The organism is Chitinophaga agri (assembly GCF_010093065.1).
GTDB lineage: Bacteria > Bacteroidota > Bacteroidia > Chitinophagales > Chitinophagaceae > Chitinophaga > Chitinophaga agri.
Genome location: NZ_CP048113.1, coordinates 6,372,582 through 6,392,756 on the forward strand (window position 1 = coordinate 6,372,582; position 20,175 = coordinate 6,392,756).

Genomic DNA, 20,175 nt, shown 5'->3' on the forward strand with positions numbered 1-20,175 from the left:
CGATTCTCCCAGATGATCTAAGAATAATACTGCAAAGATAACAGCTTTTTAGCTCTTACAGACTCAGGACGTCTTTCATACCGAATACCCCTTTCTTACCCAGGATCCACTCGGCCGCCACAACGGCGCCGGAAGCGAAACCTTCACGGGAGTGAGCCGTATGGGTGATCGTGATATCGTCGATGGCCGACGTATAGGTGATGCTGTGTGTACCGGGGGCCGGGTCAATACGTTTGGACACGATGGACAACTGTTCGGCAGTGCCCTCTTCCTCATTGATCCATTCCTTTTTGCGCAGTACTTTTTCCATCACCTGTTCAGCCAGGGTGATCGCCGTACCACTTGGTGCGTCCTTTTTCTGTGTGTGATGGATCTCTTCCATCTTCACACCATATTGCGGCTGACTGGCCATTAATTCAGCCAGGCGTTTGTTCACTTCAAAGAAGATGTTCACACCTACGCTGAAATTGCTGGCATATAAGAAAGCCTGGTGTTGCTCCAGACACAGCGATTTAACTGTAGAAAGGTGTTCCAGCCAGCCGGTGCTGCCTACTACAACAGGCACATTGGCAGCGAAGCACTTCAGTATATTGTTATAGGCGGTTTCAGGACCGGTGAACTCGATAGCGACATCAGCTTTGCTCAGTTCAGCCTTCTCGAGCAGGTGGGTGCTCTCCTGATCAATACGATGGACGATCTCATGTCCTTTGGCAACGGCGATAGCCTCAATTGCCTTTCCCATTTTTCCGTAACCGATAAGCGCTATTTTCATGATATTCTATTAGTAGAGAGGGAGATTACCACCTGTTTGCAAGGGTCAGGCCCTGGCCAGTACTCTTTTTCTTGCCAATATTCACACGCAAGCTGAGTCCCAGTGCCTGATTATTGATAATGGTCGGGACCACTTTTATACTGAGGTCATCTGACATATTAAAGTCCTTCAGATGGGCAAATACAGTAGCATCCACGATATTGAGGCCATAAGCCAGTACGAATACGAGTACGGAATAGTCTACATATTCCCGGTAGGCGTCCCTCAGTGATTTGAGTGAATTGGGATTCCGGTAAAGGTTCTCGAACTGGTCATGGGTATCGGCATTGCCGTCCATACGGATACGGTAAGCATCGCGGTAGGTACGGTATTTATCCATGTTGAAAATGAACGTACCGGTGGTGATGCCCAGAGCGGCATATACCAGCGGCAGTTTCCAGTACTGGCGGTTGTAGATCTGTCCAAGACCTGGCAGTACTGCTGAATAGAACGCTGCTTTACGCGGGCTATGCAGGCTTTTTGTAATAACAGGTGCGACCGAATCTCTTTTAACATAGAGTTCGGTAGTATCCTGTCGGCTGTCAGGTTGTTGTTTACGAAGATAGGATGCTTTAAGGCTATCCTGTGCCAGCAGATGACCTGGTATACAGACCATTACTGCCATTGCCAGTAAACTGATGCGTATTAAATATAAGGAGAATGTATTCCCGGACTTTTTAGCCACCGTATAAGTCTATTTTTTCTAAGATGCTGTCAAGTTCCTCGTCAGAGTAAAACTCGATGGTCACGCTTCCTTTTCCGTTCTTATTTCTGTCCAGTTTCACCTTTGTTGCAAAATGGCTTGCGAGGTTGTCTTCTATTTTCTGATAGACAGGCGGCAGGGATACCTTGCCGGCAGCCTTTTTAATGTTGTTCTTATCGAGGCCCGTTTTACGTACCAGGTCTTCTGTCTGACGTACAGACAGACTATCCTGAATGATCTCATTGAAAACGTAGAGCTGTTTTTCTACATTTTCCAGGGCGATCAGTGCCCGGGCGTGGCCCATACTAATCTGACCGTTACGCACGGCTACCTGGATATCAGGTGGCAGTTTCAGCAGGCGGATATAGTTGGTGACAGTACTTCTTTCCTTACCCATACGGTCAGCTACCTGTTCCTGGGTGAGTTCGCACTCTTCCATAAGACGTTTGTAGCTGAGGCCGATTTCTATAGCATTCAGATTTTCGCGCTGCAGGTTTTCCAGCAGGGCCAGTTCCAGGAGTTCCTGGTCATTGACCTGACGGACATACGCCGGGATATCTTTGATACCGGCAATCCTGCTGGCACGAAGACGTCTCTCACCTGCTATCAGCTGGTACTTCTTAGGCCCCAGTTTTGATACGGTGATAGGCTGTATAATGTCGTGCAGCGAGATAGACATGCTCAATTCCTGCAGAGCTTTCTCATCAAAGTCCCGGCGCGGCTGTTTTGGATTGATCTCTATCTGGTCAAGCGGAATACGCTCAATACCAGCAGCCTGTGCCACCACCTGTTCGCCAAGCGCACTGGTAGTTTGTTTCAGGTCAGTATCAATATTTTGCAGCAGCGAGCGGATACCTTTCCCCAGCGCCTCTTTCTTATTAGGATTGCCCTTACTCTGATTGCTCATTGTTAATTGCTAAAATTTTATCTTCCAGGTTAATACGTGTGAAGTTATTCTTTTGCAGAATTTCTTTGGCCAGGTTCAGATAGTTGATGGCGCCGGTACTGGCGGCATCATACATAATAACTGATTTACCGAAGCTTGGTGCTTCGCCCAGTTTGGTATTACGGTGGATGATCGTGTTGAACACACTTTCCTCGAAGTGTTGTTTCACTTCGTCTACCACCTGGTTGCTGAGTCGCAGGCGACCATCGTACATGGTCATCAGGATACCCTCGATAGCCAGGTTAGTATTGAGGCGGCTCTGAACGATCTTAATGGTATTTAACAACTTGCCCAGACCTTCCAGCGCGAAGAACTCACACTGTACGGGGATGATCACGGAGTCGGACGCCACGAGTGCGTTCACGGTGATCAGGCCCAGGGAAGGAGAGCAGTCTACTATTACGAAATCATAGTCATCTTTTACTGTCGCTATCACCTGTTTCATCACCTGTTCCCTGTTCGGGTGGTTGATGAGTTCCAGTTCTGCACCTACCAGATCAATATGGGAAGGCAGCACTTTCAGGTTCGGCGTCTCCGATTCCAGGATCACGTCTTTGGCCTGCTTGTCATTTACCATACAGTCATATAAGCTCTGCTGTACGTTACGCAGGTCAAAACCTAAACCAGTGGTACTGTTAGCCTGCGGATCCGCATCTACCAGTAACGTTCTGTATTCCAGTACAGCCAGGCTGCTTGCCAGGTTGATAGCACTGGTAGTTTTCCCTACCCCACCTTTCTGATTAGCTATTGCAATTACTCTTGCCATTGTTGATTAGGTATTTCTTAGGTTTTACTATAGGACAATAAATAAGCATGGTTCAGGCACACCCGCAGGCCCATCGCCATGTAAAAGAATTTGCTTTTGCTAAAGATCAATGCTACTTCCTATTGCCGGCAGTAACAGTTCCAGCCCCGCGGCCGCAAACTGCTGCTGCGTTTTTTCCTTATCTATCTTGATATACCCAAAGGTGTCATAATGAACGCCTATAATGCGTTTGCAATCAATAAACCCTGCGGCCACAATTGCATCATCAGCTCCCATGGTGAAATTATCTCCTATTGGTAAAATTGCAAAATCCAGTTTAGCAAACCCAGGTATGAGCTGCATATCTAAAGTTAGCGCAGTATCTCCTGCAAAATAAAAATTTCCTTCGTCAGTCGTAAAAACGAATCCCATGGGATTGCCTCCGTAAGAACCGTCCGGCATGCCACTGGAATGATGAGCGACCACACATTTCACTGTGCCGAAGTCAAACTGCCATTTACCACCGGTATTCATCGGATGTACCCTTTCCAGCCCCTGTCTACCCGCCCAGCTTGTCAGTTCAAACGCGCCAACAACGGTCGCATTTGTCCGTTTCGCCAGTACAACGAGGTCAGCCACATGATCATCATGCCCATGAGAGCAAAATATATAATCTGCCTCTATTTTATTGATATCCACTGTTTTTGCCAGCTCGTTGTGTGTAATGAACGGGTCAAAAACAATCTTCTTTCCTTTAATCTCCACTCCGAAGCTCGAATGTCCGTAATAGGTAAATTTCATCCTGCAGGTATCTATATGAATTATAGTATATAACTAACCAAGTGTACAAAAGTACAACGAATAGCGTATAATAAGGTCTACCGCTCTATTTATTTATTCACAGCATTTATATAAACAACTTGTTAATTTGTTAAAAATGAGTCATTTACTGCAATTTGTTAAAGTAAATGCAAATTCTACCCCTTATACAATATCCGTTGTCCATGTCCGTCATACCATCATACAGCCTCCGGTACCAAAAAAAATGACAGATGTACCGAAGGTTTTATTTTTGCACGGACAAATAAATCATATGCGCAATCGCTCCGGATTAAACACGATAGTACTATTATTCATACTTCTATTACTGGATATCTATGTTTTTATGGCCGTAAGGGCCATCTTCAGGGGCGCTTCCACGCGGGTCCGCAACATAGTTTTTGGTGCCTACTGGGCGGTGTCCGCGCTGGTACTTATCACGGTTGGCCTGTTGCCCTACCTGAGCTGGCAGGACTGGCCTGCGAATACCCGTTCCTATATCCTGACCGTTATTTTCGGGATTGTCTTTGCGAAGGTGCTGGCAGCTGTGTTCCTCCTGCTGGACGATCTCCGTCGTGGGGTACAATGGATCATCCGCCGTTTCAGTAAGAAGAAAGAGGTCGCTATCCCGGCTAATGCGATCTCCCGTTCCCGCTTCTTCTCGCAGGTAGCCCTGCTGCTGGGAGGTGGTATGTTTGCCACTCTGATGTACGGTTTGTCCAATAAATACAATTACCGGGTGCATAAACTGAAACTGAGCTTTAAGAATCTGCCACCCGCATTCAAAGGACTGCGGATTGTACAGATATCTGATATTCATTCGGGTAGTCTGACCGACCGGGAAGCCGTGATCAAAGGTGTTGAAATGATCAATGCGCAGCAGGCCGACCTGGTACTATTTACCGGCGACCTGGTAAACGACCGCGCTACCGAAATGGATAGTATGATGGATGTCTTCAACAAGATCAAGGCGCCCATGGGAGTATATTCTACCCTGGGTAACCACGACTACGGCGATTATTACGCCTGGCCCGATAAAAATGAGACGACCGGCTACAGCGCCCTGCGTGAACAGAACCTGGAAAGACTGAAGCAGATACATGCTGAAATTGGCTGGAAGCTGCTGATGAACGAACACGTTGTGCTGGAAAGGAACGGTCAGCAGATTGGTTTACTGGGAATTGAGAACTGGAGTGCTATGAGCCGCTTCCCTAAATACGGCGATATGAAGAAGGCACATGCCGATACAGCCCACCTGCCGTTTAAAATACTGATGTCACACGATCCGACCCATTGGGATGCAGAAGTAAGACCTGTATATCCTGATATTGACCTCATGCTGGCTGGCCATACACATGGTATGCAGTTCGGTGTGGAGATCCCTGGTTTCAAATGGAGCCCTGCACGCTTTATCTATAAGGAATGGGCAGGGCTGTATAAAGAAGGGAAGCAGCATCTCTATGTGAACAGGGGCTTCGGCTTTCTGGGCTACCCTGGCCGTGTAGGCATCCTGCCAGAGATCACCGTCATAGAGCTCGCCTGATCACCTTTACTGGTCCCTGTCGGTACTTAGGTAATGATCGCCGACAGGGGCGTAGTTTCCATCGACTATTCCATAGGGCCTATCGACTATTTACCCTATCTTGCAGCTGTAAAATGCCTCATGCATGCGCTGCTGCTTTATATTTATACTGCTGTTATGTAGTCAGGCTGCCATGTGCCAGTCCCTAGCCGAGTTGGAACGACAACTGGATTCTTTGCTTAAAAAGCAGGAAAAGAGTGAGTTGATCGTGGGAGTTGGGTATGGTAATAGTCCCGCCTATGGTAAGAAAACACAGACGTACGAGACGCCTGTCGTGATGAAGCCATTCCTCTCTCCGAATGTTTCCTATTATCATAAGTCGGGGTTATTCGCAAACGTTAGTTCCTATTACCTGTTTCAGGCCATCGGTAAGCCGTGGTTTGAATGGGACTTTTCACTGGGGTATGACTACACCAGGAACCGCAAGTTCCTAACGGGCATATCCTATACACGTTACATCTTCACCGATTCTTCCGATATACCGGTGACGCCTATCAATAACGAGTTGTTCGCATATTTCTATTACCGCGACTGGTGGTTGCAACCAGGGGTAAGCCTGGACCTGGGCTGGGGAAGTGCGGATGAATCAATTGCAGGTGGCCGGTTGAGTCGCACGTTGTCCGGAAAGGACTTCAATGTGGTAGCCGCTGTGCGCCATCCGTTTGTTTTTATCGATGTGCTTAAACATGATGATGCCATTTTGCTGACGCCCTCCGTTGGACTCACCATGGGGACCGCCAATTATTACAGTAACCTGAAATCCTTTCAATATATCTCCCGTTCCCCCAAGCTGCATTCAGAGTGGAATAAGCATCCATGGCGTGATGCCGACGGGCCACCAGTGAATGATCCTGCGAAACAGGCGTTCATGAATGCACAGACTAAAACGGGTTTTGAAATGAGGGCGGTAGACCTTACCGTCAATGCTTCCTATGTCATTGGTAAACTGACCATTTCTCCGTCCTATACCGTTTTCAAACCTTTTCAGGGTGATGATAAAAGTCTGATCGGTTACTTCACCGCAAGACTGGGGCTTACGTTTAAATAATTACACTTCTCCACACGTTATTGAATTTTATATTTATTATTTGCGCATTTCCATGTGTTAATAAAAATAGCACACATTTTGCTATTTGTTGGCTAGGGGTATGCTTTGTGAGGAACGTTATATTATTCGGGACAGAAAAGCCTTTAATTCAAACATATATTATCACCTCTTTTGAAAAAATAATAACTATATGAAAAAACTGTTTCTCGCTATCGCGGTATTAAGTGTGACTGCTGTTTCCACTGTAAATGCACAAACAAGATTCTTAAGATTCGGTATTAAAGGGGGCGCAAACCTGGGGAAACTGGATGGCCAGGGATACAAGGACGGCTTTAATCTCGGTTACCACCTGGGTGGCTTTGCACAGGTAAATCTCTCACAGGCTTTTGGTGTACAGGGTGAATTGATCTTCTCTTCTTCCACTGTAAAAACAACCAACGATTTCAACCAGGTGATCAACCCGGAAAACCTGAACGATCCATCGAACAATGACAAAAAAATTAAGCTGAACTATCTGAGTATTCCGATCCTGGCAAACATTTCCCTGGGTACTCCCCGTGTGAAACTGCAGGTAGGTCCGCAGTTCAGTGCACTGGTTAGCGACAAGAACGTGATCAAAGGTGCGGAAGATGCATTCAAAGGTACTGACGTTTCCGGCGTAGCTGGTCTGTGGTTCCAGCTGCCGATCGTTAATATCAGCGCCCGTTACGTAGTTGGCTTCACTGACGTGAAAGGCATTAACACCGTAACTGATCGTGGTAACTGGAAAAACCAGGCCATCCAGCTGGGTGTAGGTGTGACCTTATAATCAAAAACAGTCAGATCATATTGAAAGTCGTCCGCCAAAGGCGCGACGACTTTTTTAATTTTATCATTTTGGGTTCGTGGCATTATACTTGACAATATACCTATGCTTATAAAAAAGAAAGGAAAAGTGGTCGCAGGCTGACAATTTGACCGCTTTCCTATTTAAACTACGCAGATGAATAAATTCTATTTTGCAAACTCGGAAGAAGAGATGGAGTTCATGCCCATTATACCTTTAAATGAAGAGACTGATGGGCTGGAAGACGAGAACATACCTGATGAACTGGCGTTATTGCCACTTAGAAATACAGTACTTTTTCCTGGTGTAGTATTGCCGATCACTGTTGGCAGAGATAAATCCATAAAGGCAGTGAATGATGCCTATAAGGCAGATAAGCTGATCGGTGTTGTTGCGCAGAAAGATAGTACCGTCGAGGATCCAAACCTCGTTGATCTTACCAATGTCGGCACCGTAGCCCGCATTGTCAAATTAATAAAAATGCCGGATGGTGGCACTACCATCATTATCCAGGGACGTAAACGTTTTAAGATCAGTGAAATAGTAGCGGAAGAACCTTACTTTAAGGCTAAGATCGAACTGCTGCAGGATGAAATCGTTACAGATGATCCTGAGTTTGACGCTTACATCTCCTCTATCAAAGACCTGGCGGGCCAGATCATTCAACTGTCACCCAACCTGCCATCTGAAGCCAGCATCATTTTAAAGAACATTGAAAATGAATCTTTCCTGGTGCACTTTGTGTCTTCAAACCTGAACTGTGACCTGAAAGACAAACAGCAGCTGCTGGAGATCAACAACCTGCGCACCCGTGCGGAATTATTACTGAAACTCCTGCAGGTGGAATTACAGCTTGCAGAACTCAAAAATAAGATCACCAACAAGACCAAGGCCGACCTTGATAAACAGCAACGGGAATACTTCCTGCAGCAACAGCTGAAATCCATCAAGGAAGAACTGGGTGGTGATAGCAACGACCGTGAGGTGAAGGAACTCCAGCGTAAAGCAGAGTCTAAGAAATGGACAGAAGCAGCAGCTGAACTGTTCCGTAAGGGCATTGAGAAGTTGGAGCGTATGCACCCCAGCACACCTGATTATTCAATAGTGTACAATCACCTGGACCTGATGCTGGACCTGCCATGGAAAGAATATACTGAGGACAGTTACGATCTGAAAAAGGCGAAAAAGATCCTGGACAATGACCACTATGGGATGGACAAGATCAAGGAACGTATACTGGAATATTTGGCCGTGCTGAAACTGAAAGGCGACATGAAATCTCCGATCCTGTGTTTCGTTGGCCCTCCGGGTATTGGTAAAACTTCTCTCGGACGTTCCATTGCCAGCGCGATCGGTCGTAAATATGTAAGGCTCAGCCTTGGCGGTCTGCATGACGAAAGTGAGATCAGAGGTCACCGTAAGACTTATATCGGTGCGATGCCGGGCCGTTTATTGCAGTCTATCCGCAAGGTAAAAACCTCCAATCCGGTAATGATCCTGGATGAGATTGACAAGATCGGTAATGACCACCGGGGAGATCCAAGTTCCGCTATGCTGGAAGTGTTGGATCCTGAGCAGAACGGCACATTTTACGACAACTACCTGGAACTGGAATATGACCTGAGTAAGGTGTTGTTCATTGCTACTGCGAATAATATCAATGCAATCAGCCCTGCGCTCCGTGACAGGCTGGAGATTATAGACCTGAGCGGTTATTCCATCGAAGAAAAAGTGGAGATCGCTAAACGTCACCTGGTGCCGAAGCAGAAGGAAGCACATGGCCTTAAGTCATTGAAAATGCGTATCAGCAATGGTACACTGGAGAAGATAGTAGAGAATTACACCCGGGAGAGCGGTGTGCGTGAACTAGACAGACAGCTGGCTTCTATCATGCGTTCCATCGCTAAAGATGTAGCGCTGGAAGAGGAAGTCCCAGATAGCCTGACAGAAGAGCATATCGAAGAGATCCTGGGTAAAGGACGTTATTCCAACGAGATCTATAAAGTAGGTAACCCACCAGGCGTAGCTGTAGGCCTTGCCTGGACATACGTGGGCGGTGACATCCTCTTTATTGAGACCAGCCTGAGTGAAGGAAAAGGAGAACTGCGGCTGACCGGTAACCTGGGGAACGTGATGAAGGAATCTGTTAGTACGGCGCTGAGCTACCTGCAGGCCCATGCAGCAGAATTTAAGATCGATCCTAAGTTATTCACACAGCGTAATGTACACGTACACGTACCTGAAGGTGCGGTGCCAAAAGACGGTCCGAGTGCAGGTATTACCATGCTGACGGCCCTGACTTCGGCCTTTACCGGCAGGAAAGTGAAATCTTACCTGGCTATGACAGGCGAGATCACCCTCCGTGGACAGGTATTGCCTGTAGGTGGTATCAAGGAAAAGATCCTGGCTGCCAAAAGGGCGGGTATCAAGGAAATCATCCTGTGCTGGCAGAATGAGAAAGATATTAAAGAGATCAACCCGGACTATATCAAGGGACTGAAGTTCCATTTTGTAAAAGAAATGAACCAAGTGATCGATATAGCGTTATTAAAGAAGTAACATCTCACTGCCGGTTTTTTTAACAGTTGTGACCGGCAATGGATACTAATGTTGATTGTTTTAAGGGTTTAAGCCGAAGCCATTCTCCAGATGACGGGAATGGCTTCGGTATTTTTTTTAGCTTTATGCCTCCTATGAGGAAGATTATCATTGCGCTATTGTTTGCGCTGCCATACCTATGTTGCCTGATACCTTCTGCCAGTGCCCAGGTGCTGGGCGGCAAAAACGTCTTCTCTTTCCTGGATCTGCCGGTCTCTCCGCACCTTGCCGCATTGGGTAGCGTGAACGTGAGTCTGCAGGATAATGATATTGCCCTGTCTTCATTCAGTCCGGCGTTACTGCGTTCTTCCATGCATCAGCACCTGCAGGTTAATTATACCAATTATCTGGGAGGGGTGAAGTATGGCCATGCGTTATTTGGTTATCACGCAGAAAAGTACCAGACCACTTTCGCCGGGAGTGTACACTATATAGACTATGGTAAGATCACAGCGACAGATGCAACAGGCGCCGCCCAGGGTACTTTCTGGCCCAGGGATATGGCTATTCAGCTGACCGCCTCGCGCCGTTACCTGGAAAGATGGTATTACGGTCTGAGTATACAATACGTGCATTCTTCCTATGAACAATACCGTGCTTCCGGGCTGGCCTTTCATGTAGGCCTGAACTACCAGGACACTGCCCACCACTGGCAGGCAGGACTGGTGTTTCGTAATATGGGCGTTCAGTTGAAGACTTATACCAAAGGCAATCAGGAGCCACTGCCTTTTGATCTGCAGATAGGCATTTCAAAGAAACTGGAAAGTCTGCCGCTTCAGTTTTCTGTTGCCATTCATCATGTGCATCAGTTTGATGTGCGTTATGCGGATCCTGATTTCCAGGAAGGAACCGTTATTTCGGATGGAGATACGGCTATTACGGGAGGAACGGCTGACAAGATATTCAGACATGTTGTGCTGGCTGCGCAATGGGAGATAGGGAGATATATTCAGCTGACCGCGGGGTATAATCATCTGCGCCGGCAGGAGCTGGGATTACCGCAGCAGAAGGGCATGAGTGGTTTTTCGGGAGGGATCGGCATTATCACGAGGAAATTACAGCTTAGGTATGCACGTTCCTGGTATCAGCGCAGCGAAGCATTGAACCAGTTGGGATTGAATTTACCACTGAAGGAATGGCGATATTGATGCAGGGGTAAAATAGTATTGAAAAAGGGGGTATGGGAGCCGTTAGGGCGATAGCGCTTGTTCGTCGCTTCGCCGTCGCTAGTTCGCCGCTTGTTCTTCCGGAGTGCGAATAAAAAAGCCGAATCCTTACTGGTAGCGGATCCGGCTCTCTTTCGTATCATTCAGTATGATACTATCTTAACTATTTTGAGCAGAAATAGCGACTATTCAATTTCTGCCAGTTGTCTCTTATACAGCTGAATAGTATTCTCCAGACCCAGGTATAAAGCATCACATACAAGGGCATGTCCGATAGAAACTTCTTTCAGCTGCGGAATATGCAGTTTGAAGAAGCGCAGGTTGTCGAGGTTCAGGTCATGACCAGCATTCAGGTCGAGGCCTATCGCTGATGCAGCGCGGGCAGTATCTTTATAGGCATTGAACAGCTGCAGGTTCTGCGGCTGGGTGCGTGCATTTTCATACTCTTCCGCATATGGGCCGGTATAGAGTTCTATACGGTCAGCACCAGCAGTTTTAGCTGCTTCTACCTTATCTACTTCGGCATTCAGGAAGATGGATACACGGATACCGGCTGCTTTAAAGGTACTGATCACATCGCGGAGGAAGGATTGGTTAGCAATGGTATCCCAACCGGTGTTGGAAGTGATCGCATCAGGTGGGTCGGGTACGAGGGTCACCTGATGTGGCTTTACGGACAGCACCAGGTCGATAAAGTCTTTGGAAGGATATCCTTCGATATTAAATTCAGTCGTTACCAGCGGTTTCAAGTCTATTACGTCCTGGTAGCGGATATGCCGTTCATCCGGTCTTGGATGTACGGTAATACCGTCAGCGCCGAAGCGCTCGCAATCCTGCGCTACTTTTAGAATATCCGGCATATTGCCACCACGTGCGTTACGCAGGGTGGCAAATTTGTTGATGTTTACGCTTAGCTTCGTCATACTGCAAAATTAGTGGAATTACGTGGATACTCCATGGTGATACACGTGGGTTAATAACTTAAAAGCAATAGCCCGCAACGATACTGTTGCGGGCTATTGCTAATATAAAGAATATATCAGACTAGTATCTGTAGTATTCTGGTTTGAATGGCCCTTCAACAGGGATGTTCAGATAAGCGGACTGTGTCGGAGTCAGGATATCCAGTTCAACACCGATCTTCTTCAGGTGCAGACGGGCAACTTTCTCATCCAGGTGCTTAGGCAGAACGTATACTTTGTTTTCGTATTTGTCTGTGTTCAGCCACAGTTCCAGCTGAGCCAGTGTCTGGTTAGTGAAGGAGTTACTCATCACGAAAGATGGGTGACCAGTAGCGCAACCCAGGTTTACCAGGCGGCCTTCAGCCAGCAGGATGATATCTTTACCATCGATAGTGTATTTATCTACCTGAGGTTTGATCTCAACTTTCGTATTACCGTAGTTTTTGTTCAGCCATGCAACGTCGATCTCGATATCGAAGTGACCGATATTAGATACGATACATTTATCTTTCATCAGTTTGAAGTGCTCACCAGTGATGATGTCGCGGCAACCGGTAGTGGTAACGATGATATCAGCTTCTTTAACAGCGTCGTTCATCTTTTTCACTTCGTAACCTTCCATCGCAGCCTGCAGTGCACAGATTGGATCGATTTCAGTAACGATTACACGGGCACCTGCACCTCTCAGGGATTCAGCAGAACCTTTACCTACGTCACCGAAACCGGCAACTACGGCAACTTTACCAGCGATCATGACGTCAGTTGCACGACGGATAGCATCCACACAGGATTCGCGGCAACCGTATTTGTTATCGAATTTGGATTTGGTAACGGAGTCGTTGATGTTGATAGCAGGGATAGGCAGGGTACCTTTCTCCATACGCTCGTACAGGCGGTGAACACCAGTAGTGGTTTCTTCACTCAGACCTTTCACGTGCTGGATCAGCTCAGGATATTTATCAAATACCATGTTGGTCAGGTCACCACCATCGTCCAGGATCATATTCAGCGGACGATCAGCTGCACCAAAGAACAGGGTTTGTTCGATACACCAGTCAAATTCCTGCTCATTCAGGCCTTTCCAGGCAAATACGGGAACACCGGCAGCAGCAACAGCAGCAGCAGCATGGTCCTGAGTAGAGAAGATGTTGCAGGAGCTCCAGCGTACTTCAGCACCCAGGTGTACCAGGGTTTCGATCAGTACAGCTGTCTGGATAGTCATGTGAAGACATCCGGCAATGCGTGCGCCCTGTAATGGCTTAGTATTACCATATTCTTCTCTCAGAGACATCAGACCTGGCATCTCTGCTTCTGCAAGTTCAATTTCCTTACGTCCCCATTCAGCCAGAGACATATCTTTTACCTTGTACGCAAGGTTAAAGTCGATGTTAGAGTTTGCTACTGTAGACATTCTATCTTGTTTTTTGCAAATCTAGTGTTATTTTATGGGTTTAAACTATGCATTTGTTCTTTTTTTGTATCTGCGAACAGAACACCTGTACTTTTTGTGGGTGTGCAGACAGTTAAAGCCAGGCGTTTAGATGTTGTCACGCCTACCGGGGTAAACTTTACGGGTTTTTCCAGCCGCCTGCCACATTCGCAACCCCCTGATCACTAACAGGTAGCATCGCCTAACGCCGTCTGTCCTTATTATATAATAACAAAACACATAAATTTGTTTGTCTAAGTATAAAAAAACAAATATGTTTGTATTTAATATATATGTATTGTCTTTTGTTTTATTAGATAATACTGCAGGTGGTTCCCGGGGGAGGGACTTGTGAATTGTTTGATGAACTGCCAAAAAAAAAAGGGCATATCATTATCATGCCCCTAGCCATCTTTATTGAGCAATGACTTTTTTAAGTATTTGATGGATATACAACTTTACACGTACTATGTTGAAGCTTCCCAATCCTATGGAGCGTAGCGGTTTTGCTGCGTTAAGTAAAGTGCAGAATGCCCTTTGCAGGATAGTGCTGCCGTTATTATTATTGCTGTTCATTTGCACACAAGCAAATGCACAAACTGTAAGAGCTGTGATCAATCCCACCGGAGGTACGCCTGCGTTAAACGACCTGAAGATCGAGATCCTCAGTGATGGTGGTATTAAAGTCACGCGAAAAGGTCTCTTAGAAAGTTATATAAGAACGGATAGCTCTCAGGGTATGAGAGCTTTTTTAGATTTCAGGAACAGCAACTATCTGGCCAGTGCCAATCTGAAAAGTCCTTCCATCTGTTACATCTCCCCGGTATCTGGTACCGGTGAATACTACGATCCCTATAAGGTACATATCGTTGGTACAATCGTAGACCGGTATAAGAATTATCCTACGGGGCAAACCGGTACGGTGACCATCATCGTGTCTTATGTGAAGAGTACCAACTACTTCTTCATGGACTATGTATTGCACATGCCACAGACCAGTGGATTTACCAAAGCTATGCTGTATCAGTCAGAACAGGTGGTAATGGGTGCTGCCGCAGGCGATGATCCGGATGCAGCCAGTCCATGTGCTTATGGTTTCATGAACGCCGCCGGTACGACTGTCGGTGTATACCGCGATGCCAGCTGCGCCACAACGCCTGAGTCGCCACGTAGCCACGTGTACCGCTCCCTCAGGAAATTCGACTCCTGGGAAGTATCTATACCTGGCCACCGTTTCTATATAAACGATGCCGGTTATTTCCCTTATAATACTGTTGCCGACGGTATGGATGGTAACGGTCGTTCCATGGGCATCATGAAACAGCTTGGTGCTATCTTCCGTGATGGTTCCCTGGACCCTGACCCGATGAACTTTAAAACGTACCGCCTTCTATCTGGTTATGGCACAACCATGACCGAGTTTGATACCATCAAGGCGATGAGTGATACAATTCCGGTTCCCGGTTTTGCCGCTGTAAGTATTAAATTCTCAAATGGTACCCTGTCAGGTAATGAAGGTAATACCGCTGATGGTGAACAACCTGCTCAGGGGCTGACCCTGACCGTATCCGGTGGTAAACTGAATGCGCCTGCCTACGTACTTGTTAAATATGATGCAGCGTACGCATCCAATTATGCGCATCCTGCAATACCAGGTACTGATTTTAACCTGGGACAGGAAGCATTCCTCGTTCCTGCGGGTGACTATACCACACCTAAAACAGTTACAATCCCTAACCTGCGTGTAATAGGAAATGATCAGTTACAATACAGCCGTACACTGCGCCTCAAACTCGTGAGTACATGTACCTCCCTGTTAAGCATTTCCGGTACTTCAGAAGTGGATTATACCATTGTGGATGACGAGCCAAGAACGCTCACCATGAATATTGACAGTACCTCTCTGTATGAGGGTAATACTTCCAAAGCCAGAATTACGCTGCCCATCGGTATTACCTGTCCGGAAGATATCGTGATCAGCTTCTCCCGCGTAGCCGCATCTACTGCCGGTGATACGGATTATGTAGTACCTGCCAATATTATCATCCCGGCTAACCAGACCGGTACGCCGATCTTCAATTTTACCGCTAAAGCGGATAAAGTACTGGAGAACACGGAAAATCTTTCCCTGCGATTCCAGGGTACCATTTTAGGTATCGGTGTTGCCAGCCAGAAAGATATTCAGATCAAGGACAGTACCTTCCTGAATCCTAATTACTCACAGATCATGGCCGACTGCGTATCTCCTGATGCGCCAAGACCCGTGCCTGAAGGATATACCGGTTACCTCGGATTACATCTGCCGCCAGGCGTAAGTACGGAGGTGACTATCAATTTACTGGATGTATATGTTGACTGGGACAATGCTACTGCGGAAGACCAGGTAGACTTTGACCTGAACTATTACTCCGGTATTGAATTTAAGATCACGCCGGGAACAACGGAAGCAAAAATACCGTTCACGGTATTTGCAGATAAGATCATGGAAGGTCCTGTACCTGAGCAGTTCGATCTGCTGTTACTGGCCATCGATGATGTAGGTGCCGGTCGTGTATATAATTATGTGGGCCCTGCTATCACTATTAAAGATGTGGATGCTGACAGCAGCATGAAACTGATCACTACTGTAACACCTGCTACTATCAAAGAAGGTGATGCGGGTGCTTCAGTGACTGTCTCATTCCCGGATGGTATCACTTCTTTATATGATGTGCCGGTAAGTTTCTCAAGAGGTCTTAGTTCAAAAGCAACTGATCTCGACCTGGAAAATCCGTTACCTGCTAACCTGGTGATCAGAGCCGGACAGAACTCCGTAAGCTTCCCTGCAAATGTGAAAGCAAAAACGGATAACGTACTCGAAGCAGATGAAAGTCTCTGGATCGTTACCAAACCAAATGGGTTTACTGTTGACTCATCTATGATCACTATCCAGGACGTAACAGGCGAAATACCTGGTAACAAGGAGATGAAGATCGAACTGGTAACACCTGATGTGAAAGAAGGAAACAATACTGGTATCAAAGTTAGTTTTGCCAATAGTTCACTGACTGCCGAAGTACCGATCTCTGTTACCTTAACACGCGATGCATCTTCTGCTGCGGCAGCAACAGATTTTTCTATTCCGGCAACTATTACATTACCTGCTGGTCTGAGTACGTTTACTGCTGCTGGTGCTTTTGTTGCAGAAGAAGATAAGATACTGGAACTGGACGAAGCGTTTTCTGTTACCGGTGCGGCTACTACCATTGCCGGACTGACAGTATCCGGCTTCACTGGCACTGTGCTTGATGCAACAGGGGATGATCCTCAGAATAAAAAGATCACGGTTACTGCCAGTCATCCTCAAATGGATGAAGGTGGTACCGGTTACAGCTTTACATTCAGTCTTCCGGCCGGCATCACATCTGAACTGCCTATCGTGATCACACCAGCACTGGCTACTGGTTCTACTGCTTCCACAGATGACTATACACTGGCATCCACTTCGCTTACACTGAATGGTACGTCAAGCGCTTCTACCAATGTAACGATCAATACTGATCTGTTGGTTGAAGGTGATGAGATCATGATAATGGGTGCTTCAGTAGCTTCTGCATTGACTGGTCTGCAGGTAGTACCAGCAACAGTTACTATTAAAGATAAAACACAGATCGCTGGTCCGAAAGTGACCGTAGATACGACTACGTTAGTAGAAGGTGGCGCGGGTGCATTTATTACCGTGACAATGCCTTTCGGTGCAATTCCTGCGACGCCGCTGACCGTGAAAGTGACCAGGGGCCTAAGTTCTCCTGCGACAAGCGGTTTCACGGGTGTACCACAGACGATCACCCTGAGTGGTAACTCTGTAACTATCCCGGTACCGGTAGCGGCCAGCGCAGATAACATTTTAGCGGATGATGATAAACTGGTAGTAGTGGTGGAAACAGATGGTTATCCTGCGGATTCCATCACTTTCAATATCGTTGATATGACCATCAACGATCCTGCAAATACCAAGATCTTCTTCACGGCGAATGATCCTGCTCAGGGCAATCGTGTGAAAGAAGGACAGACGTTCACTGTACGTGCAAGTTTTCCTCCGGGCGTAACATCTGCGAAGTCATTGTTTGTGCAGGTAGCGGCTAATGCAAATGCTACTGAGGCAAGCACCAGTGATTACAGCGGATTGCCAACCACCTTCACCATGAACGTTGGTGAGAATACTGCCACCTTTGATATCAAGGCACTGACTGACAATATTATTGAGCAACCGGAACTGGTAAGGTTCTCGGGTAACGTGACGCTCTTGCCGGTAATCGTAGTAGACAGCTTCGACCTTTATATTGATGATGCAACAGCAACTGATCCTTCAAAAGCCGGACTGAAAATTACATTTGATTCTACTGCTATTCACAAGGGCGGTGGCGCAACCAGGGTAACAATTGGATTTGCTGATCCGCTGGTGACCTCTCTGGCGCCGATCACTATCAATGTAGTTCCTGATCCGTCGTCAACTGCAGATATTAATAATTATATCGGTCTGCCTAAAGTGGTTACATTACCCAAAGATAGTAACAAGGTAACATTCTTCTTAAGTGTACCTGACAACTTTGTAGTGGAAGGAAATAAGGTACTCCAGTTCGCAGCCAATGCAACAGGATTTACCGTATTGCCAGTGGCACCATTGCAGATCCTGGAAATAGCCGGTCAGGCATTGACCGTACAGAAAGTAGCTGATGCGGGCGAGCCGTCAACAAATGGTGCTTTCGTGATAAAAATGCCGATTGCTTCTACTACAGATGTTGTAGTGAACTTCCGGTCAGTATACAACAGCGATAATATACAACCGCTGCCTAATGCGGTGATCATTCCTGCTGGCTCTACAGAAATAACTGTTCCGGTTATCATTAAAGACGACGTGAAACTGCAAGGTGATGAAACGCTGAGGGTAACGTTAACCAGTGCAGTGGGTGGTACACCTGCTTCACCGATCAACCTGACCGTGGATATTAGTCCGGCACTGATCCTGGTAAAAGATGATGAAAACGCTACTACCGGTCCTAAAGCAGATGCGCGTAAGATACTCATAGAAAAGATGTCAGATGCAACGCAACCTTCTACAGCGGGTGCCTTCAGAATCCGTTTCCAGGATAGTACACTGGTAGCATCAGATAATGTGAAAGTGGTGTATGGCCTGGCAGGTACGGCTACATCAGTAACGGACTATAACATCTTACCTGGTTATGCCATCATTCCGAAAGGAGAGAGCATGGTCTATGTGAATGTAACACCGGCAGGTATCCGTTATGCAGGACCTGATCTGACGGTACAGTCAACCCTGACACAGGCATCTGCGACCTTACCGAATGTTAACTGGACGTTTGTAGATAATCCGATGGCAACAATGATCATCTACAACCACAATATCGATACACCTACAGTGAACCTGTTTGCATCAACCAGCCAGCTTGTTGAAGGTGATGAAGTAGAGTTCTTTGTAAGATTAAGCCGTGCCATCACAGTGGATGTACCGGTGACTGTTGACATGACCAATGACAGCTACCGTACGCTGACCATCACTGGTGGCGACGTATCTGGCAAGAGTATCACAGTGAATGTGCCTAAGGGATCGAAGGAAGCGAGCTTCAAAGTGAGGGTGAATGATAATCAGCTGAACGATGATGACGGATGGCTGAAAGCAGCAGTGAGAGACTGGAATCTGTTCGGTGTAACACCTGCTTATTACGTAGGTCTGGCAAGTGAGGTAAATAATACTGTCGCTGATAATGATTCTCTGAAAATAACTTTCACCCGGAGTAACTATCCGCTCAAAGTGAAATTTGATACGATCGGACAGCCATTACCATTTACTGTACATTTCAGCCGTCCGAGTTCACGTATGGTGACATTGTACTATGAATTCTATACACCTGCATCAACAGAAGTACCAGCTAATACATTGCTGGCCGAGTCTCCGAAAGATTATGACGGAACCGTTAATCCGATCATGGTTGGTGCGGGAAGAACATCGGTTGATATAGTTGTACCAGTGAACAGTGTGGAGAGAGACAGGATCTTTGGGATGCGACTGCTGAGAGCAACGGTAGCTACCAATCAGAATGTGCCGACACTTGATTCCATATTCGCAGCGACAGGTTTGATACAGATATGTATGGACTGTGATGAGGATAAAGATGGCGTACCTGATTATGTAGAGCGTTTCATTACTGATGGCAGATGGAGAGACAATAACAATGGCGGTGTGCGCGTACACCCTGCGATGTCTCCTAACAATGACGGTCTGGGTAATGAGACACTGATGATCGAAAACATTGACAAGTATCCTGATAATGAAGTAACGATATTCAACCGCTGGGGTGGTACTGTATTTACAACGAAGAACTATAACAACCAGACCAACAACTTTAATGGTAAAGGAAATGCGGGAGGTGCGAAAGGGCAGGATGTGCCGGATGGTTCTTACTTCTTCATTGTACATACGAAGGATGCAAATGGTAACAAACAACGTTACACAGGGTTCATTGTAATAAAACGATAGTG

13 protein-coding genes are annotated in these 20,175 nt (G+C 46.6%); 6 read left to right on the forward strand and 7 right to left on the reverse strand.

Annotated features, from left to right (window positions below):
• Positions 1-55 precede the first annotated feature (55 nt).
• The 5 genes from dapB to GWR21_RS25620 form a co-directional block, all read right to left on the reverse strand.
• Complete coding sequence (gene dapB / locus GWR21_RS25600; protein ID WP_162334555.1) at positions 56-772, reverse strand: 4-hydroxy-tetrahydrodipicolinate reductase; 717 nt, start codon at positions 770-772, stop codon at positions 56-58.
• Positions 773-797: 25 nt separating this feature from the next.
• Positions 798-1,496 (reverse strand): DUF5683 domain-containing protein, encoded by a 699-nt coding sequence (locus tag GWR21_RS25605; RefSeq protein WP_162334556.1) that lies wholly within the window; start codon positions 1,494-1,496, stop codon positions 798-800.
• Entirely contained in the window at positions 1,489-2,421 is a 933-nt protein-coding gene (locus GWR21_RS25610) for a ParB/RepB/Spo0J family partition protein (RefSeq protein ID WP_162334557.1), read from the reverse strand. The genes GWR21_RS25605 and GWR21_RS25610 overlap by 8 nt, the downstream gene beginning before the upstream one ends.
• A complete protein-coding gene (locus tag GWR21_RS25615; protein ID WP_162334558.1) occupies positions 2,405-3,226 on the reverse strand; it encodes a ParA family protein in 822 nt (273 codons plus the stop codon). The genes GWR21_RS25610 and GWR21_RS25615 overlap by 17 nt, the downstream gene beginning before the upstream one ends.
• A gap of 99 nt (positions 3,227-3,325) precedes the next feature.
• Positions 3,326-4,006 carry a metal-dependent hydrolase gene (locus GWR21_RS25620; protein ID WP_162334559.1) on the reverse strand — a complete coding sequence of 227 codons (681 nt, stop codon included), beginning with the start codon at positions 4,004-4,006 and terminating at the stop codon, positions 3,326-3,328.
• Between the two features lie 292 nt (positions 4,007-4,298).
• Here GWR21_RS25620 and GWR21_RS25625 point away from each other — a divergent pair, with 292 nt between their 5' ends.
• The 5 genes from GWR21_RS25625 to porQ all read left to right on the forward strand — a co-directional run bounded on the left by GWR21_RS25625 (position 4,299) and on the right by porQ (position 11,226).
• Entirely contained in the window at positions 4,299-5,567 is a 1,269-nt protein-coding gene (locus GWR21_RS25625) for a metallophosphoesterase (RefSeq protein WP_162334560.1), read from the forward strand.
• Positions 5,568-5,691: 124 nt separating this feature from the next.
• Positions 5,692-6,654 (forward strand): hypothetical protein, encoded by a 963-nt coding sequence (locus GWR21_RS25630; protein ID WP_162334561.1) that lies wholly within the window; start codon positions 5,692-5,694, stop codon positions 6,652-6,654.
• Positions 6,655-6,844: 190 nt separating this feature from the next.
• On the forward strand, positions 6,845-7,462 hold the full coding sequence (locus tag GWR21_RS25635) for a porin family protein (RefSeq protein ID WP_162334562.1): 618 nt from the start codon (positions 6,845-6,847) through the stop codon (positions 7,460-7,462).
• Positions 7,463-7,636: 174 nt separating this feature from the next.
• Positions 7,637-10,039, forward strand: coding sequence for an endopeptidase La (gene lon, locus GWR21_RS25640; protein WP_162334563.1), 2,403 nt, complete (start codon positions 7,637-7,639; stop codon positions 10,037-10,039).
• 134 nt (positions 10,040-10,173) lie between these two features.
• Positions 10,174-11,226, forward strand: a complete 1,053-nt coding sequence (gene porQ / locus GWR21_RS25645; RefSeq protein ID WP_162334564.1) for a type IX secretion system protein PorQ — start codon at positions 10,174-10,176, stop codon at positions 11,224-11,226.
• Between the two features lie 203 nt (positions 11,227-11,429).
• On the opposite strand, the gene GWR21_RS25650 is transcribed toward porQ, so the two are convergent.
• Both GWR21_RS25650 and ahcY read right to left on the reverse strand, forming a co-directional pair.
• The gene (locus tag GWR21_RS25650) at positions 11,430-12,167 is read right to left on the reverse strand and encodes a pyridoxine 5'-phosphate synthase (protein ID WP_162334565.1); all 738 of its coding nucleotides are present in this window, start codon (positions 12,165-12,167) and stop codon (positions 11,430-11,432) included.
• Positions 12,168-12,288: 121 nt separating this feature from the next.
• The gene (gene ahcY / locus GWR21_RS25655; RefSeq protein WP_162334566.1) at positions 12,289-13,617 is read right to left on the reverse strand and encodes an adenosylhomocysteinase; all 1,329 of its coding nucleotides are present in this window, start codon (positions 13,615-13,617) and stop codon (positions 12,289-12,291) included.
• Positions 13,618-14,104: 487 nt separating this feature from the next.
• On the opposite strand from ahcY, the gene GWR21_RS25660 reads away from it, so the two are divergent.
• Entirely contained in the window at positions 14,105-20,173 is a 6,069-nt protein-coding gene (locus tag GWR21_RS25660) for a gliding motility-associated C-terminal domain-containing protein (protein WP_162334567.1), read from the forward strand.
• Positions 20,174-20,175: the final 2 nt, after the last annotated feature.

Excerpts from the sequence above, each read along its gene's own strand:
- dapB (WP_162334555.1), bottom strand. The coding sequence starts at position 772 with ATGAAAATAGCGCTTATCGGTTACGGAAAAATGGGAAAGGCAATTGAG.
- GWR21_RS25610 (WP_162334557.1), bottom strand. The coding sequence starts at position 2,421 with ATGAGCAATCAGAGTAAGGGCAATCCTAATAAGAAAGAGGCGCTGGGG.
- GWR21_RS25615 (WP_162334558.1), bottom strand. The coding sequence starts at position 3,226 with ATGGCAAGAGTAATTGCAATAGCTAATCAGAAAGGTGGGGTAGGGAAA.
- GWR21_RS25620 (WP_162334559.1), bottom strand. The coding sequence starts at position 4,006 with ATGAAATTTACCTATTACGGACATTCGAGCTTCGGAGTGGAGATTAAA.
- GWR21_RS25625 (WP_162334560.1), top strand. The coding sequence starts at position 4,299 with ATGCGCAATCGCTCCGGATTAAACACGATAGTACTATTATTCATACTT.
- GWR21_RS25630 (WP_162334561.1), top strand. The coding sequence starts at position 5,692 with ATGCGCTGCTGCTTTATATTTATACTGCTGTTATGTAGTCAGGCTGCC.
- GWR21_RS25635 (WP_162334562.1), top strand. The coding sequence starts at position 6,845 with ATGAAAAAACTGTTTCTCGCTATCGCGGTATTAAGTGTGACTGCTGTT.
- lon (WP_162334563.1), top strand. The coding sequence starts at position 7,637 with ATGAATAAATTCTATTTTGCAAACTCGGAAGAAGAGATGGAGTTCATG.
- porQ (WP_162334564.1), top strand. The coding sequence starts at position 10,174 with ATGAGGAAGATTATCATTGCGCTATTGTTTGCGCTGCCATACCTATGT.
- GWR21_RS25650 (WP_162334565.1), bottom strand. The coding sequence starts at position 12,167 with ATGACGAAGCTAAGCGTAAACATCAACAAATTTGCCACCCTGCGTAAC.
- ahcY (WP_162334566.1), bottom strand. The coding sequence starts at position 13,617 with ATGTCTACAGTAGCAAACTCTAACATCGACTTTAACCTTGCGTACAAG.
- GWR21_RS25660 (WP_162334567.1), top strand. The coding sequence starts at position 14,105 with ATGTTGAAGCTTCCCAATCCTATGGAGCGTAGCGGTTTTGCTGCGTTA.